At 66.6% G+C, this 16,823-nt stretch carries 16 protein-coding genes; 4 read left to right on the forward strand and 12 right to left on the reverse strand.

Annotated features, from left to right (window positions below):
* Window positions 1-39: 39 nt before the first annotated feature.
* Window positions 40-1,023 carry an ABC transporter permease gene (locus BW737_RS08530; RefSeq protein ID WP_086614259.1) on the reverse strand — a complete coding sequence of 328 codons (984 nt, stop codon included), beginning with the start codon at window positions 1,021-1,023 and terminating at the stop codon, window positions 40-42.
* A complete protein-coding gene (locus BW737_RS08535; RefSeq protein ID WP_086614258.1) occupies window positions 1,020-2,534 on the reverse strand; it encodes a sugar ABC transporter ATP-binding protein in 1,515 nt (504 codons plus the stop codon). The genes BW737_RS08530 and BW737_RS08535 overlap by 4 nt, the downstream gene beginning before the upstream one ends.
* A gap of 203 nt (window positions 2,535-2,737) precedes the next feature.
* Between BW737_RS08535 and BW737_RS08540 the strand changes: the two genes are divergently transcribed.
* Window positions 2,738-3,811 (forward strand): LacI family DNA-binding transcriptional regulator, encoded by a 1,074-nt coding sequence (locus BW737_RS08540; protein WP_218961874.1) that lies wholly within the window; start codon window positions 2,738-2,740, stop codon window positions 3,809-3,811.
* Window positions 3,812-3,833: 22 nt separating this feature from the next.
* Here the strand turns inward: BW737_RS08540 and BW737_RS08545 are convergent, their stop codons facing one another.
* The 5 genes from BW737_RS08545 to BW737_RS08565 all read right to left on the reverse strand — a co-directional run bounded on the left by BW737_RS08545 (window position 3,834) and on the right by BW737_RS08565 (window position 9,338).
* Entirely contained in the window at window positions 3,834-5,756 is a 1,923-nt protein-coding gene (locus BW737_RS08545) for an ABC transporter permease (protein WP_086614256.1), read from the reverse strand.
* Window positions 5,753-6,550 (reverse strand): ABC transporter ATP-binding protein, encoded by a 798-nt coding sequence (locus BW737_RS08550; RefSeq protein WP_086614255.1) that lies wholly within the window; start codon window positions 6,548-6,550, stop codon window positions 5,753-5,755. Before BW737_RS08550 ends, BW737_RS08545 begins: the two co-directional genes overlap by 4 nt.
* A gap of 112 nt (window positions 6,551-6,662) precedes the next feature.
* Window positions 6,663-7,658 carry a sensor histidine kinase gene (locus BW737_RS08555; protein ID WP_086614254.1) on the reverse strand — a complete coding sequence of 332 codons (996 nt, stop codon included), beginning with the start codon at window positions 7,656-7,658 and terminating at the stop codon, window positions 6,663-6,665.
* Window positions 7,655-8,356, reverse strand: a complete 702-nt coding sequence (locus tag BW737_RS08560; protein ID WP_218961875.1) for a response regulator transcription factor — start codon at window positions 8,354-8,356, stop codon at window positions 7,655-7,657. The genes BW737_RS08555 and BW737_RS08560 overlap by 4 nt, the downstream gene beginning before the upstream one ends.
* A gap of 61 nt (window positions 8,357-8,417) precedes the next feature.
* On the reverse strand, window positions 8,418-9,338 hold the full coding sequence (locus tag BW737_RS08565; protein WP_086614313.1) for a LysR family transcriptional regulator: 921 nt from the start codon (window positions 9,336-9,338) through the stop codon (window positions 8,418-8,420).
* A 153-nt stretch (window positions 9,339-9,491) separates the two neighbouring features.
* Between BW737_RS08565 and BW737_RS08570 the strand changes: the two genes are divergently transcribed.
* On the forward strand, window positions 9,492-10,475 hold the full coding sequence (locus tag BW737_RS08570; RefSeq protein WP_086614252.1) for an alpha/beta hydrolase: 984 nt from the start codon (window positions 9,492-9,494) through the stop codon (window positions 10,473-10,475).
* Between the two features lie 290 nt (window positions 10,476-10,765).
* On the opposite strand, the gene BW737_RS08575 is transcribed toward BW737_RS08570, so the two are convergent.
* The 4 genes from BW737_RS08575 to BW737_RS08585 are packed head-to-tail and all read right to left on the reverse strand — an operon-like array spanning window position 10,766 to window position 14,084.
* Window positions 10,766-11,989: an ABC transporter permease gene (locus BW737_RS08575; RefSeq protein WP_180272141.1), complete on the reverse strand. Its 1,224-nt coding sequence runs from the start codon at window positions 11,987-11,989 to the stop codon at window positions 10,766-10,768.
* Window positions 11,976-12,608, reverse strand: a complete 633-nt coding sequence (locus tag BW737_RS18235) for an ABC transporter permease (RefSeq protein WP_257210645.1) — start codon at window positions 12,606-12,608, stop codon at window positions 11,976-11,978. The genes BW737_RS08575 and BW737_RS18235 overlap by 14 nt, the downstream gene beginning before the upstream one ends.
* A complete protein-coding gene (locus BW737_RS18240) occupies window positions 12,605-13,123 on the reverse strand; it encodes an ABC transporter permease (RefSeq protein WP_257210646.1) in 519 nt (172 codons plus the stop codon). Before BW737_RS18240 ends, BW737_RS18235 begins: the two co-directional genes overlap by 4 nt.
* Window position 13,124: 1 nt before the next feature.
* On the reverse strand, window positions 13,125-14,084 hold the full coding sequence (locus BW737_RS08585; RefSeq protein WP_086614251.1) for an ABC transporter ATP-binding protein: 960 nt from the start codon (window positions 14,082-14,084) through the stop codon (window positions 13,125-13,127).
* A gap of 164 nt (window positions 14,085-14,248) precedes the next feature.
* Here BW737_RS08585 and BW737_RS08590 point away from each other — a divergent pair, with 164 nt between their 5' ends.
* Window positions 14,249-15,379, forward strand: coding sequence for a sensor histidine kinase (locus BW737_RS08590; protein ID WP_257210647.1), 1,131 nt, complete (start codon window positions 14,249-14,251; stop codon window positions 15,377-15,379).
* Window positions 15,376-16,023, forward strand: coding sequence for a response regulator (locus BW737_RS08595; protein ID WP_086614250.1), 648 nt, complete (start codon window positions 15,376-15,378; stop codon window positions 16,021-16,023). Before BW737_RS08590 ends, BW737_RS08595 begins: the two co-directional genes overlap by 4 nt.
* 68 nt (window positions 16,024-16,091) lie before the next feature.
* Here BW737_RS08595 and BW737_RS08600 read toward each other — a convergent pair whose 3' ends face one another.
* Window positions 16,092-16,652 (reverse strand): NAD(P)H-dependent oxidoreductase, encoded by a 561-nt coding sequence (locus tag BW737_RS08600; RefSeq protein ID WP_086614249.1) that lies wholly within the window; start codon window positions 16,650-16,652, stop codon window positions 16,092-16,094.
* Between the last annotated feature and the right edge of the window lie 171 nt (window positions 16,653-16,823).

Below are 16,823 nucleotides of genomic sequence, written 5' to 3' on the forward strand. Positions count from 1 at the left end.
TTCCTTTCATGGGGTGGGGGAGAAGAACGATTGACGTGATCAGGCGCGGCCGGCGCGACGCGAGCGGATGACGTCGAGCAGCACCGCGAGCACCACGACGACGCCGATGAGGACCTGCTGCCACTGCACCGGCAGGCCCATGGACAGCAGGCCCGTCTTGAGCACGGAGATGACGAAGACGCCGATGATGGTGCCCCACAGGGAGCCGACGCCGCCCGCCAGCGAGGTGCCGCCGATCACGCAGGCGGCGATGGCGTACATCTCCTGGCCGTTGCCGGTCTGCGGGGTGATGGAGGAGAAGGTGGCGGCGTAGATTACACCTGCCAGCCCGCAGAAGAAGCCGTTGAGCACGTAGACCCAGAACTTCCAGCGGGACACGACGACGCCCGACAGCTCGACGGCCTCCTCGTTGGAGCCGATGGCGTAGGTGTAGCGGCCCAGCTTGGTGCGGGTGAGGATGAACCAGGCGATCACGAAGAAGGCCGCCAGCCAGAGGATGCCTACGGGCAGGTTCCCCGCCTTGTACAGGACGGTCTTGAACCAGCCGTCGTCGGAGGTAAGGCTCGGGTAGGTCTGCGTCTGCACCTGGGCGATGACCGCGCACAGGCCCAGCGAGGCGAACTGCATGCCCAGAGTGGCGATGAACGGCGGGATGTGCAGGAAGCCGACCAGGATCCCGTTGCCGATGCCGAAGGCGATCCCGGTGGCCAGCACCACCAGTAGTGCCAGGGCAATCGGCAGGTGCCAGACGTTGTAGGCCACGCCTCCGACCAGTGCGGAGCCGACCATCACCGTCCCTGAGGACAGGTCGATGCCCGCCGTGATGATCACGAAGGTCATGCCGATGGCCAGAAAGCCGATGTAGTAGGAGGAGTCGAGAATCGACACGAAGGTGCTGGGGGAAAGGAAGTGGTTGCCGAATACGGCGAAGAACGCGTACAGGATGACCAGTGCGGCCAGTGCCATCAGCTGCTGCATGGGCAGCGCGCGCACCGGGTTCTTCTTGATGATGTTTGCGCTCATGCTGCGCGACCTTCTTCCTGCTTGGTGGCCAGTTCCATGATCTTGATCTGAGACGCCTCGGCGGCGTCGAGCTCCCCGGTCTTGCGTCCCTCCCGCATGACCACGACGCGGTCGGACAGGTGCAAGACCTCATCGAGGTCGGAGGAGACGAGGATGATTGACTTCCCCTGCGCGACCAGGTCGCGCATGAGCTGGTAGATCTCTGCGCGTGCGCCGATGTCGATGCCGCGCGTCGGCTCATCGAAGATGAGAATGTCGACGTCGCGCAGTAGCCACTTGGCCAGCACGACCTTCTGCTGGTTCCCGCCAGACAGGTTGCGCACCCGCTGGCGGGTGGACGGGGTCTTGATGCGCAGCATGTCGACGTACTTGCGGGTCGCCCGTTGTATGGCCCGCTCATGCACGACCGTGGCGGTGGTGAAGGCGTCGTAGGAGGCCAGGACCGTGTTATCGGAGACGGACAGGCCGGTGACCAGGCCGAAGCGCTTGCGGTCCTCGGACAGGTAGGCGATCCCCGCACGAATGGCGTCCTTGGGGCGGTGGAAGGACACCTCGGCGCCATTGACCTCCAGGCGGCCGGAGGTCGCCCGATCGGCGCCGGCGACAATACGCATGGTCTCCGTGCGGCCGGCACCCACCAGGCCGGCGAAGCCGAGGATCTCGCCGCGGTGCAGCGTGAAGGAGACATCCTTGACCTCGCTCGAGGCAAGATGCTCGGCACGCATGACGACGGGGGCGTCCGGAGCCACCTCGGAGGCGGCCTTGGGGGTGTTGACGACCTGCCTCCCCACCATCAGCTCAATGATCTCGTCGAGGTTGGTTTCGGCCGTCCTGAGCGTGCCGACATGGGCGCCGTCGCGCAGGACCGTGATGCGGTCGGCGATCGCCATGACTTCGTGCATGCGGTGGGAGATGTACACGACCGCTACGCCGCGCTCCCGCAGGCGCCGCACGCGCTCCAGCAGCTCCGCGCTCTCCGCCTCTGACAGCGCCGCCGTCGGCTCGTCCAGGATCAGCACCTTGGTGGCCTCGAAGGACATGGCGCGCACAATCTCCACCAGCTGCGCCTTGGATACCGACAGATCGCGCAGCAGGGTCTGCGGGGCGACGTCGACCTCATGCTCGGTGAGCAGTTCCTGGGCGCGCCGGTTCAGCGCACGGTCGGAGATCAGCAGGGAGGATGACTCCCGTCCGATGAAGATGTTCTGCGCCACGGTCAGGTCGGCCATCATGTTGAGTTCCTGGTGGACGATGGCGATTCCGGCCTGTTGTGCATCACGGATGGAGCGGAAGGCGGCGGGGGCGCCGTCGTACTCGTAGGTCCCTTCGAAGTCCGGGTGGATGCCGGTGAGGATCTTCACCAGGGTGGACTTGCCGGCTCCGTTCTCTCCGACGAGGGCGTGCACCTCCCCGGGCAGTAGGTCGAAGGAGACGCCGCTGAGTGCCTGCACTCCGGGGAAGGACTTGGAGACGTCGGTCAGTCTCAGCCGGGGTGGGTTTGGTGGTGCCATATCTGCTCCATTGCTTGATGCGGGTCCGTGCTCGACAGTGCCGGGCACGGCTGGGAGGGCCGCCGGAGCGGCCGCTGGGGAAGTACTACTGGAACGCCTCCAAGCGCGGCATTCCAGTACTGACAACGATGTCAATCGCGAGTCCGATGGTACGGTTGGTTCCCGTTCGGGTCAAGTGCGTTTCGAGAATTGGGGAGGAGACAGTGGCGTCATACTCGTCAGCCGGCTCGGCGGCTGGGTCGCAACGGCGCGCCACCATGAAGCAGGTGGCGCGCCTGGCGGGAGTCGGCGTCAAGACGGTTTCCCGTGTGGTCAACGGTGAGCCCAATGTCGCCGACGCCACCGCTGAGCGCGTCTGGGAGGCGGTGCGTGAACTCGACTACCACGTGGACCTGCGCGCCGGCAGCCTGCGGCGGCCCGGCGGGGCGACGCGCACGATCGCGCTGCTGGTGGGCAGCGTGGACAACCCCTTCGCCGGAGAACTCCACCGGGGTGTTGAGGATGTGGCCCGGGAGCACGACGTGGCAGTGCTGGCCTCCAGTCTGGATGAGGAGCCGGAGCGGGAGGTGGCGGCGGTGGAGGACTCCATTAGGCGCCACGTGGACGGCATCATCGTCAACACCACCACGGCGGACGGGGCTGCGCTGGAGCGGGTGCTGCACCTGGGGGTACCGATCGTTTTCGTAGATCGGGCGCCGCACGGCATTGAGGCCGACTGCGTGACCAGCGATTCCCGGGCCGCGGCCGAGCGGGCGACGGCCCATCTGCTGGAGCGGGGACACCGGCGTATCGCCCTGCTCACCGAGCGCCTGAACGTGGCCACGGCGGTGGAGCGGCGAGAGGGATTTGCTGCCGCATTCACGTCCCGCGGCGCCGACGCCGACGGCGCAATCGTGGTGTCCGGGCTGGTGAGCGCGGAGGCGGCCGAGCGCGCCGTCGCCGAGCTCATGGGCGGGCCACTCCCGCCGACGGCGATCTTCAGCGGGCAGAACCTCCTCACCGAGGGGGCGCTGCACGCGCTGCACAAGCTGGAACTGCGCGATCGGGTGGCGCATATAGGGTTCGACGACCTGCCGCTGGCGGACATGCTGCAGCCCGCACTCACCGTGGTGCGGCAGGACCCCCGGCGCATGGGGCGGGTAGCCGCGCAGCGCCTGTTCCGCCGCCTGGAGGGCGAGGCCCTCCCTCCCGAGCACATCGTGATCCCCACACAGTTCATCGCTCGCGGCAGTGGGGAGATCGAGCCGGATGGCCGGCCCGATCCTCCCACCGCCTGAGGTGCTCGGAATATGCGTCCGCCTACCGCGGGGCCTTTAAGAAAACGCGCACCTTGGCCGAGAAGCGATTGCTCAGGAAGGCGAAATAGGCGGCTTGCAGGGCGAGCAGCGGAATGAGGATGATCAGGAAGCGCCCGTACAGGAGTCCGGAGGCGATCCTTGCCATCACCAGGTAGTTCATGGCGAAGCCCGTGTTGATGACCGCCAACAGCACCGGAATGGCGAACAGCACCAGCAGCTGCCTGCGCTGCACCCGCAGAATCTCCCGCAGCGACATGCCCATGCGGTGCAGGTTCCGCGTGATCGGCAGGTTGTCCCGCACGCTGGAGACCAGCCGGAAGTAGATCAGGCTGGCCGAGGCGGCCATGAAGACCGCGGAGAACAGCACGCCCACGTAGGTGAAGATCTGGTGGCTGAACTCGTCGGCGTCGATCTCGTCAATGCGCGGGATGAACAGGAAGCTCTCGCCGTCGATCATCCCGACGCCGATCGCGTTGCGCACGGTCGTGGAGAAGGCGCGGGCGCCGGAGTCATGCAGTGCGTCGTCGAAGTCGAACAGGTGGGCACGCATGGAGGTCGTGTATGACTGCTGGGCGATTTCCTGCAGTGTCTGGTCGGCGACCACATAACAGTCAATGTTGCGCGGATTGTCGAGCAGCCGGGTGCCGGTGCCCACCACCTCGAGCTCGCCGACGCCATCCACACCGACCGTGCTCCCGGTCGTTTCGCTTGCTCCGCTGATGTCGAGAGCCTGTCCGGCCGCCAGGTCGGGGTGCTCTCCGGTCACCCGTCCGTACTGCTCCGCGGACACGAACTTGGCGTCCACCAGGCCTACATCGTCTCCTTCTCCCAGGAGGATGAAGTCCAGCGTGTGCTGCTGGTATTCGATGCCGTTGCCGTTCAGCTCCTTCTCTATGAGTGCGATGTCCCCGGCCTCCCTATCGCTATTGCCGAATGCGTAGTAGGTGGCGGCGAAGGGGGTGCTGGCCGCGATATCGGCGCGGACGGACATGGCCAGGGAGATGGATGCGGTGATGGCGCAGAACGCCGCGGTGAGCAGCATGGTGGAGATGAACATGGAGGTCACCCCGCTCTTCAGGCGGTACAGCAGCCCCGAGACCCACAGTGCGTTGCCGCCGCGCAGGTAGCGGCGTGAGTGCTTCTGCATGCCGGTGATGGCCAGGAAGACGAACTGACTCAGGATCAGGAACGTGCCCACCATAAAGCACCCAATCAGTACGTAATTGAGCGTCTTCTCCAGCGCGTGATCGATCAGCGCCGGGGCGGATCCCGCGTAACGCGGGTAGAAGGTTAGCGCGTAGCCGAGGAGCAGCACCACGGCCCCCAGCACCGCCAGCGGGCGGGAGAAGCGCACGCCTTTGGCTTCGTGCCCCTGGGAGGAGAGCAGCTCGAGTACGGGACGCCGGGACAGGCCACGAACCAGGAACAGAGTCACCAGTACGAACACCGCTGCGAATCCGATCGCCGTATCGCGGATCGGCTCCAGGGGAGTCTTCCAGGTGATGTTGGACAGGCGGACGATGCGCGCCATGATCAGTACCGACAGGTGGCCGAACGCCGTCCCCACGAGCATGCCGACCACAATCGCACTGGCCCCGATCAGGGAGTTCTCCGCCAACAACATGCGACGTAGCTGGCGGCGTGACATGCCCATGGCCCGCAGGGTGCCGAAGGTGCGCCTGCGCCGATCCACGAAGGAGTAGATCGAAAGCGACAGAAACACGACCGCGAACACAAGCACGATCACCGAGGCCATCCGCATGAACAGCTGGATGCTACCGCCGCCCTGATCCAGTTCGGGGTGGTCGGCGTTGACGGCGAAGATGAAGAAGATCGTGACGGTGAAGACGCTGCTCAACCAGTAGGCGATATAGGTCTCCGCATCGCGCAGGACATTATGCTTCGCGAACTGCCAGAGGGTCATCGTCCCTCACCGCCGATGAGCTTGAGCACGTTCAGGATCTGGTCGTAGAAGGCCAGTCGGTCGTTCTCCCGATACAACTCGGAGTGCACGGCCCCGTCCTTGATGAACACCACCCGTTTGCACCAACTCGCGGTGCGCGCATCATGGGTGACCACCACGGTGGATACGCCCTGGCGCTCGTTGAGATCGGAGAAGATGCGCATAACGTCGTGCGCGGCCGCGGAGTCGAGGTTCCCGGTCGGCTCATCCGCGAGCAGGAGCTGCGGTCCGTGAACGATCGCCCGCCCAATGGCGGCCCGTTGCGCCTGGCCGCCCGAAACCTCGTGCACCCGGTGGGACAGGACGTCCCCGATGCCGAGCTGTTCCGCTACCGCCCGGGAACGACGCCGCATGCTGGCCGGGCTCTCCTCCGCCGCCAGCATTAGCGGCAGCATGATGTTCTCCTGAATGGTCAGCGTGTCCACCAGGTTGAAGTCCTGGAACACGAATCCCAGTCGCTTCCGCCGGAAGCCTGCGGCCTCCTCCTCGCTCAGGTCGGCCAGATTCTGACCGCCCACGCGTACGGTGCCTGAGGTGGCCGGCAGGATTCCCGCCACCAGGTTCAAGGCCGTGGACTTGCCACTGCCCGAGGGGCCCATGATCGCGACCAGCTCGCCCGCGTCTATGCGCAACGAGAGCTGGTTGACAGCCTTGACCCTGACCGCGTCCCCGTAGATCTTGCTTACGCCCTCCAGCGACACCACAGCAGGTTCGGGCTGGTGCGTTACGGTGTTTCGTATTGCCGTTTCGGTCATTGTTAGCCCCTTTCCTTTGTTCGGCAACTGCTGTCAAAGCTATTGCCCGTACGGAGCGTGAACCATCGAAGTGGGTGACGGCGAGTGACAATCGCTGTCACCCGCGGCATGGTCAGGCAGCTGCGGCTGCGCTTGTACCGAAGCGCACGGTGACTGTGGTTCCCTCATTGACGGCCGAGGTGATCCGCAGCGTGTGCCCAAGCCGCTCGAGCACCTGCTTGACCAGGTACAGACCCACCCCGGAGGACTGAGAGCCCGACCGACCATTAGAACCGGTGTAGTACAGGTCGCATACGCGCGGCAGGTCGCGGGGGCGTATGCCGCAGCCGGTATCGATGACACTCAGCTGTGCTCCCTCCGGTCGGGAGCCTATGCGTACCTCCACCGAGGATCCTGGTTCGGAGAATTTGACGGCGTTGTGGATAAGCTGGTCCGCGACGAAGCTGATCCACTTGCGATCCGTGTTCACCACGACGTCCTCTCCGGTGCAGGCGACGCTCACTTCGCTCTGCTGAAACAGCCGCTGATTCTGGTGCATGACCGCACGCGCCAGATCGTCCAGGTGCACCTGCTCGGTCACCAGGTCATTCTCGAAGCGCTCGATCCGCGCCAGGCTCAGCACCAGGTCTAACTGCCGCTGCAGCCGGTCGAGTTCACACAGGATCGGGAAGGGATCTCGGTTCCCATCGCCGTCCTGCGCCAGCAAACGGATCACACTGATCGGTGTTTTCATCTGGTGCACCCACTGGACGATGTGGGTGCGCCACTGCTCGGTCGCAGCCTGCTGCTCCGTGAGCAGCCCCAGGTAGCGCTGATAACTGGCATTGCCGTGCTGGATGAAGGCATTGACAAGCGGATCGGTGGACTCTTCTCCGAGCAGCTCCTCCAGAACCCGGCCCGGGGATCCGAGCCAGCGATACATCCGCCGACGCCGGAAGTAACGCACCGCCAGGGTAGTGGCCAACAGGAAACCGGACAGGCACAAGAAGTAGACCATGCCGCCGGTGGTGTTGAATCCGCCGACCCCCTGATAGAGCGGCAGCAGTCCGCACACAACGAGGACGAACAGCGCGATAATGCCGAGATGCTCGCGCAGAAACAGTCTCATGCCGTGCTTCCCCCGCCGCTGTCATCCGCCCCGATGACCAGCCGGTAACCGTATCCGCGCACGGCCCTGAGCTCCACTGCTGCGCGACGCCCAGACAGGCGGCCGCGCAGCCGACGAATATTCACGGTCAGGGTGTTGTCCTCTACATAGGCGGCGTCCTCCCACGCAGAGACGAGCAGCTGTTCACGCGAGGCAGCATCCGGATACCTGTGCAGCAGTGCCTGCAGTAGTTTGGTCTCCGTGAAGGACAACTCCACCTCGTCTCCACCTATGACCGCGAGCTGGCGCCCGGGCAACAGCGTCAGATCTCGGGCCGTGAGCGCGTCGTCGGCGTCGGTCGAGCTCAGCTCCCCGTAGGCGCGTCTAATGACGCCGCCCACCTTCGCGAGCAGCAGTTCCGGATCGAAGGGCTTGGTCAGGTAGTCGTCCGCGCCCGATTCGATGCCCCGTACCTGATCACCGGTGGCGTCCCGGGCGGAAACGATGATGATGGGGACCTTGGAGACCTCCCTGATCCGGCGACACCAGTAGAAACCGTCGTAGCGCGGCAGGTTCACATCCAACAGGACGACGTCCGGATCAACCCGCTCGACCTCGCGCAGCAGGTTTCCGAAGTCAGATGCCGCGGTGCAGTCGTACTGGTAGCGCCCCAACAGGCCAACAATGCCGCGAGCGAGTGCCGCGTCATCCTCCACCACCAGAACTCTGTACACGTGATCAATCCCTTCCCGACGTTCTCATGGTCGACCGCGACCGCACTCACAGGCTAGTGGATGGCGCGGGCATAGCGCCGTCGTCGGCCAGTGAGGCCCGCAGCCGGGCCAGGAAGCGCTCCGCGATGGGGGAGAGAACCTGCTGCTTGCGCCAGATGAGGTACATCCGCGACTCGAGGACGGGCTCCAGCGGCCGGAAGACGAGGCCGCTGGACTCGCTCGTGTCTACCAGGCGGTCGAAGGTGAGCAGGTAGCCCAGACCCTCGCGCGCGAACACCGAGCCGTTGTAGGGCAGGCGGAACGTGCCTTCAAGTTGCAGCTCGCCCATGCGGCTGCCGGCCCAGGCCGGGATGTCCCGCTCCCAGGACTGCTCCGAACAGAACAGTGGCAGCCCCGCCAGGTCATCCACGGTGACGGCCGCCTTATCGGCCAAGGCGTCGTCGCGCCGCAGTACCACGCCCCACCGGTCCGCCACGGGCAGGGGCAGCACCTCGTACCGGCTGAAACGGTCGCCGGCGGGATCCTCGACGATCGCGGCGAAGTCGAGCAGGCCCCGATCCAGCTTCTCTGTAACCTGCTCGGTGTCGCCGCTGGTGATGTGGTAGTGGAGTCCGGGGCACTCCTGCTTCAGGCGCTTGAGCTGACGGGCGAGCAGTCCCACCTGGTAGGACTCGGCCAGCCCCAGGTAGAGGTCGCCGCCGGTGACATCGCCCAGGGCGAGGAAGTCGTTCTCGATGCGGTCCGCCAGGCCGATGAGGTCCTCGGCCCGCTCCCGCAGCAGTCGGCCCTCCGCGGTGAGCTCGATGCTGAAGGAGTGCCTGACGAACAGCTTGTGCCCCAGTTCCCGCTCCAGCGCCTTCATCTGCTTGGACAGGGTCGGCTGAGACACGTGCAACTGGGCGGCGGCCCGGGTCATGTTCTCCTCGCGGGCAACGGCGGCGAAGTAGCGCAGCGTGCGAATCTCCACGCCCAGTATGATATGCCGAGCTGGCATATCGAACATGCCGAATAGTCATTAGCGTCATCTCATCCGGGCGGTTAATTTGGATGTCGGAAGCGCCCGAGCATCGTGCCGGAGCGCGCCGACAGCCACAGATCCGAAGAAACGGAGCATCAGGACATGAGCACCGAGAACCTCAAGCTGACTCAGGAGTGGGACAAGGTCTTCCCCCAGTCCGACGCCGTGGACCATGAGAAGGTCACCTTCCACACCCGCTTCGGCATCACCCTCGCCGCCGACCTGTACAAGCCCAAGGATGCGAGCGGGCTCCTGCCCGCACTGGCCGTGGCCGGCCCCTTCGGCGCGGTGAAGGAGCAGTCCAGCGGCCTGTATGCACAGACCATGGCTGAGCGCGGCTTCCTCACCATCGCCTTCGACCCGTCCTTCACCGGCGAGTCCGGCGGCACGCCCCGCTTCATGAACTCCCCGGACATCAACATTGAGGACTTCCAGGCCGCCGTCGACTACCTGTCCGTGCGCGAGGACGTAGACGCCGAGCGCATCGGCATCATCGGTATCTGCGGCTGGGGCGGCATGGCCCTGGCCGCCGCGGCCGCCGACCCGCGCATCAAGGCCACCGTGTCCTCCACCATGTATGACATGAGCCGCGTGGCCGCCAACGGCTACTTCGACTCCGCCGACTCCGCCGAGGCCCGCAACCAGGCGCGCGCATCCGTGGCGGCCCAGCGCACCGCCGACTACCGCTCCGGCACCTACGCCCTTGCCGGCGGCGTGGTGGATCCGCTGCCCGAGGACGCCCCCGACTTCGTCAAGGACTACCACGCCTACTACAAGACGCCCCGCGGCTACCACCCCCGCTCCCTGAACTCAAACGACGGGTGGGCCGTCATTGGTGGGTCGTCCCTCATGAACGCGACCCTGCTGGGCTGCATCGAGGAGATCGAGAACGCCGTCATGATCGTCCACGGGGAGGCGGCCCACTCCTACTACATGGGCAAGGACGCCTTCGCCCGACTCCAGGGTGACAACAAGGAGTTCGTCTCCATCGCCGGCGCCACTCACACCGACCTGTACGACGGCGGCGAGAACGGCGCCATCCCCTGGGAGAGGATCGCGGAGTTCCTGAGCGCCAACCTCGGCTGAGCTACGCTCGCGGTTCGGGGCTGGGAACGACATGGCGTTCGGGGCGGCACACGGTGGGCCGCCCCGAACGCTCGGCCTCGGCCGACGATGCCTTCGCGGAGCTTGTCCGGGGTGACGTGCCGAGAGGAAAAAGTGTCCATCCGTGACCACTTTCACGGTGGAGGGCCTGGGCGCTGTTTTGGGGCCCTACGTGGTTGCGCCGTTTTACTTCGGTTTCATAATGAAACTATGGGTTGGTTGCGGTGAAACTGGGCACCGATGGACATCTCTACCGGTGACTCGATGTCTGGCTAGAGCGACTCCCGCGCGCGTGAACGACCTACGGCCAGGCCGACGGCGGCGATCGCGACGGCGAACAGTGCGCACACTCCGCAGTCCCCGATCAGCGGCATGAGCTCCTGCGCCGAGGCCGTGTCTGCGCTGAAGGCGCCGCTGACTGCCTGGGTCGCCCAGTAGCCGGGGGTGAGCCGCGAAACCACGACCACGGCGTCGGGCAGCATGTCCAGGGGTGCCCAGGCACCCGCCAGCGCGGACAGCGCCATGCCGCCGATAGCCGCCACCGCATTGGCGGCGTTCTCTCCCAATCGCAGCTGGCCCACCAGGAAGCCCACGGCGACCCCGCTGAGGGTGTACGCCGCCAATGCCAGGCCGATGACTCCCAGTCGCGGTGCGGAGTCGCCGATGCGGTCGCCGGCGAACACCGCCGTTCCCAGGCAGAAGAACCACGCCCATCCGACCACGCCGATCACCAGGCACGCGCCCAGCAGGCCCAGGCCGCGTGAGCGGCCGGTCACGGGCGCGGCCGATACGCGCGAGTACACGGCGCGCCGGTTCAAAGAGGCCATCAGCATTGCGATTGTCACCACGCTGGACGCCATCAGCGGGAAGAGCGAGAACAGTAGATACACCTTGAGCGTCTCCGGCAGCGGGAGGGACTCTTGGGTGATCAGCCGCGCTGTTGCACTACCCTGCATGGATTGATTCGCCAGGCTCACGGCCCGCTCCGCGCAGTCGCCTGCGGCATCCGCGGTCTGCGTGCCGGTGGAATCGGTGTCCACGGCACTCAGGTAGTCATAGACCTGGTTCAGGTAGGAGCCGGTGCGCACGTTCATGAGCGAGCCCGCGTAGGAGCGGTAGCTGATGACGGTCTGCAGCCTCGGCGGCTTAGTTCCCGCCCGTGCCGCGTCCTGCAGATCCTGACCGAAGCCGGCGGGGATAATCAGGATGTACTGAATACGGTCCTTGGCGGTGGCGTCTTGGAGGGCCACCGGACTGTCCTCCAGGGGCTGCGGCTCGCCGACGGAGCCGACGTAGTCGGCCAGCGCCCGAGAGACCACGGAGTCGTCGCGGTCGATCACGGCCACATCCGCCGTCGGCTGGGTTATCCCGGCCTCCGTCTCGGTGCCGGCGCCGAGGCCCGTGAACAGGCCGCCCACGCTCATCAACACCAGATAAATCAGGACATAGACGCGGTGCGCGGCCACGATCCGCAGCGAGGTCCTAAAGGTGCTCATAGCTCATCCTCCGCATGCGCATCAGGGCGATCAGTAGGAACACGACGCTCATACCCGCCAGCACGGCGCAGCTGCGGGCGAAAGGCACCAGGGAGTCGTAGTACAGCAGCCCGAAGAAGCACTGGGTCGCCTGCCACAGGGGATTGAGCTGAGCGAACAGCGGGGCATTGACCTCAATGGTGCTGGTCAGCCGTTGAGAGGCGGTGCCGTACAGGCCGCAGAACAGCCCCAGCAGGCAGCTGATTGCCGACACTCCGCCCAGCGGCAGCCGCGGGATCGTCCCCAGGGCGGCGCCCGCCGCGCAGGACATGAGACTGGAGACGGCGATGGCCACCAGGCACAGGGCCGCATACGGGCCGAAGTCCACGCCCACCACGAACCGCATGAAGATGAAGGCGAGTACCAGGCAGGCCCAGGTGCACAACCACGCCCCGGCGAGGGTGCCCGCCAGCACCCGCCAGCGTGGCAGCGCCCCCAGGTTGCGGCGCGCCGCCAAAGGGCCGGAGGGCGCGGTGATCTCCCGAATGGCCACCACCGCGATGGTCATGCCCATGCCACTGGTGAAGGCGAGCAGCGCGAAGTAGTAGGGCACGGCGGGCTTCCCTGGTACGCGGGTCACCTGCAACTCCTCGGTGAACTCGTGCCGGAGCTGCAGCGCTGCGGACGCCTGCGCGGGATCGGCGCCCGCAGTGACCAGCCCGGTGAACTCATCACGGCTTTGCACGTAGCGTCCAGCGCGGCACGCAGTACCGGGGTCGTAGCCAGGTCATTGCATGCGGGCGTGAGGTGTAGCGCGGGCCCGCCGTCCTCGACCGCGATATAGCCGACTGTTTCACCTTCCTGAACAGCCGCCGCGGCCTGCTCCGCGGTGTCGTAGGCCACGGGGTCGAGCAGCCGCGGCTCGGCGTCGGCGGCGGATACCGCTGCCAGGGCGCCGTCCAGTCCGGCCTCGGCCGCGTAGGCGTCATCGTGAACGATCCCGACCCGCATGGGGTCGACGGCGTAACCCTCCTCCAGCCCGGAGAACATCATCATGAACAGCAGGGAGAGTGCGATCGGCAGACCGAGCGTCCACAGCAGCAGGATCTTGTCGCGCAGCAGGCGCAGCACCTGGTAGGAGAAGACGGAGCGCATATCAGGCCGCCTCGTCGCGCAGGGCTCGGCCGGTGATCTCCAGGAACACGTCGTTCAGGGTCGGCGGCTCGGAGGTGATCCGCCCACATGACACGCCCGCTCTGGCGAGTGCTTCGAGAACGTCGGCCAGGTTGTGCGCCCCCGGACTGCACTCGACGACCAGCTCGGGCGCCTCGTAGACGACGGTGCGTACATGCTCCGCTCGACGCACCGCCTCCAGTTCACGCTCACCGAGCTCTGTGGGGGAGACGACCTCCACGCGGATACGCTCGCCGGTGCCGATCATCGCCTTGAGCTCGCTGGCGGTGCCGCCGGCGATCTGCCTGCCCCGATCCATGATGCTGATCCGCGTGCACAGCTGCTCCACCTCCTCCATGTAGTGGCTGGTGTAGATGACGGTGGCGCCGCGGGCGTTGAGGCGCTTGATCCCGTCGAGGATGGCGCTGCGGCTCTGCGGGTCGACGGCCACGGTGGGTTCGTCCAGGATGATCAGTTCTGGCCGGTGGGCAATGCCGCAGGCGATGTTCAGACGACGCAGCAGCCCGCCGGATAGCTTCTTGGGGCGGAACTTCGCGAACCGCCCCAGATCAACGAATTCGATCGCCTCCTGCACCAGTTCCCGCCTGTGCGTGCGGTCGGAGACATACAGGGCGCAGAAGGCGTCGATGTTCTCCTGCACCGTGAGTTCCTCGAAGACGGCCACCTCCTGCGGCACCACCCCGATCCGCCGTTTGAGCTCATAGGCGGTGGCCGACATAGGCTCCCCGAATACACGGATCTCGCCCCGGTTGTAGGTAAGCAGTTGCAGGATGCAGTTGATCGCCGTGGTCTTGCCCGAGCCATTGGGGCCGAGCAGGCCCAGGATCTCGCCCTCGGCCACCTCAAGGGAGAGCCCGTCCACGGCGACCAGCTCCCCGTAGCGTTTGACCAGGTTTTTAACGACTACCGCTGAATCGGCCACGTTGTCTCCTTCCGCCCGTCGACCGTGTTCGGGGACATGGTTGCGCGAGGCGGCACGGTGCCGGAAGTGCCTGCTGTCATGAGGCGGCGGCGCGGGCGTGACAAACGTCAGGGGGCAGCCGTAGTCGGTCCACCGGACGGGCTGGCATCGTCAATAATCGAGGCGTGAGGGAGCTGACGGACAGGGCTGTGGTGCTGGGAGCCTGCGTCGTCTTGGCGCTGGGCTCCGGTATGCCCTCGACGACGACGGTTGTGTGGTTCCTGGTCGCCGTCATCTGCGCCGGGGCCTGTGCCGCCTGGGGACGGTGGCCGGTCGTCGGCGCCCTGCCGGCCGCCTACCTGCTGGCGGGATGTGCCGACTCGGCGGCCGTCGTGGGGCTTCCTGTAGCCGTCTACGAGTTGATGCAGGGGACCGCGGGCCGTGGCCGCTGGGTCTGGGGCGGGGCGGCGGTGTGCATGGCGCCGCTGGCGGTGGCGCTGCGGCGCGGTCCTGACGCTGTTGTGTCGGTGGCGGCGGTACTTGCGGCGGTGGCTGCTCTGCTGGCGGTGCGCACCGGCCAGGTGGAGCGAAGCCGTGGTGTCTTGCATGCCGTCCGGGATGATCTGCAGCACCGGGTCACCGCGTTGCAGGAGACGCAGATGCGGCTTGAGGAGGCCCAGGAGCACGAGATGCGTGCCGCCGCCCTGTCCGAGCGCACCCGGATCGCCCGTGAGATCCACGACGGCGTCGGCCACCTGCTGACCCGGCTGCTGTTTCAGATGCGTGCGGCACAGGTGTCCCATCGAGACGCTCCCGATGTGGTCGCCGAGCTGACTCAGATGGCGGATACGGTCGATGAGGCGCTCGCCTCCATGCGCGCATCGGTTCATGCGCTCGCAGACGAGGGCGAGGACCTGGCGGTGGCGCTGAACCGGCTTGCGAACCGCAGCGGCATTGAGACGGTCAGGGTCGACTGTGCGCCAAGCGAGCCTCCGCCGGTGCCGGTGGCGCGCTGTCTGGTGGCGGTGACGCGGGAGGCGCTTACCAATGCGGCCAGGCACGGGCGAGCCGTCAATGCCTCGGTGACCGTCACCGACTTCCCCGGGTTCTGGCGGCTCACGGTCGCCAACGACGGGGTCGTACCGAATCGGAACGAGTCCCGAAGCCCGGCGGAGGCGGCGGAGCCGGACCTGCTTGGAGCCGGACTCGGCCTGCGCTCCATGAGCGATAGGGTCGAGTCCTTGGGCGGCAGTCTGCGCATCCTGTACCACCCAAGGTTTACGGTGCTCGCCACGATCCCGAAGGAGACCGCATGAAGGTGCTCATCGTCGACGACGACCCCCTGCTCGCGCGGTCTCTGGCCACGATCCTGGCCGCGGAGCCGGACATCGACGTCGTCGGCCTGGGATTCAGCGGACCGGAGGCGGTCGAGGCGTATACGGCGAGCCGCCCGGATGTGCTGCTGCTGGACATTCAGATGCCGGCGGGCGACGGGCTCACGGCGGCCGAGCGAATTCTCCGGCTCGACGCGCAGGCCCGGATCGTGCTGCTGACCACCTTCTCCGACGACGAGTACATCGTGCGAGCCCTGCGCATGGGGGTGCGCGGCTACCTGATCAAGCAGGACGTGGCCCAGATCGCCCCGGCGCTGCGCAGCGTCATGGCCGGGGTCAGCGTGCTGGAGGGGCAGGTGCTGGAGCGCACGGCGAGGCTCGGGATCAGCGCGGGAACGCCGTCGGCGCGCACAGAGCGCCCGCCCGTGTTCGCCCCGCTCACCGAGCGGGAGTACGAGGTGGTCGAGGCGGTGTGCGAGGGGCTGGACAACTCCGAGGTAGCAGATCGGCTGCACCTGAGCGAGGGCACCGTGCGCAACCACATCAGCACCGTGCTGGCCAAGCTCGGCCTGCGCAACCGCACCCAGATAGCGGTGCTGTACTACCGCTCCTCCCGCCTGCCCTGACCGCCGCCCCGACCAATGGCGCCCATGCCGGGGCGGCCGTCGGTCGGGGCTCGGGAGGACTTGGCGACTTACTCGAAGTCGCCGAGCGCGGGCACCTTACCGGTCAGCCAGGCCGGGTAGGCGTCGGCCTGCGCCTCCAGGTCGGCGTCGGAGATCGCCATGGCCCCGGTGGTGATGAAGGGCCGCAGGAAGCGGGTGCCGATCAGGTTGCTGGTGGCCTGCAGGGGGCGCAGCAGCTCGGTGACCGTGTAGTGGAAGGCTCCCTCCCGGGTGTAGCGTTCGCCGGCTCCGCCGGGGGAGACGGCGACGCCGAGCTCCTTGCCGTGCAGGGCGGTGCCAGTGGAGCCGTATGCCCAGCCGTGCTCCAGCACGTCGTCCTCCCACTGCTTCAGGAGTGCGGGGGTGGAGTACCAGTACATGGGGAATTGCAACACGATGCGGTCCGCGGCGGTCAGGGCGGCCTTCTCGGTCTCGACGTCGATGCGGAAGTCCGGGTAGAGCGCGTACATGTCGCGCACCTCGACGGGGTGCTCTGGGCGGTTGGCGGCCTGAGCGGCCTGCATCAGGCGGGCGTTGACGCGCGAGCCGGCGGCCAGGCGAGGGTGGAACACGAGGACGGTGGTCTGCATGGGACTCCTTGGATGAAGTAAGGGCTGGATGCAATCGGTCAGGGGCGAGCGGGCACGGACCGACCGTGATGAGGGCACCGTGCCGCGCTTACCGAAGATTCGCCACCCAAGGTAGGAGGTATCGGCGCCGCCTTGCCAGGCACCGGCAGGGCCTGTCAGGGGTGCCGCGTG

The organism is Actinomyces ruminis, assembly GCF_002154335.2.
GTDB classification, from domain to species: Bacteria; Actinomycetota; Actinomycetes; order Actinomycetales; family Actinomycetaceae; genus Actinomyces; species Actinomyces ruminis.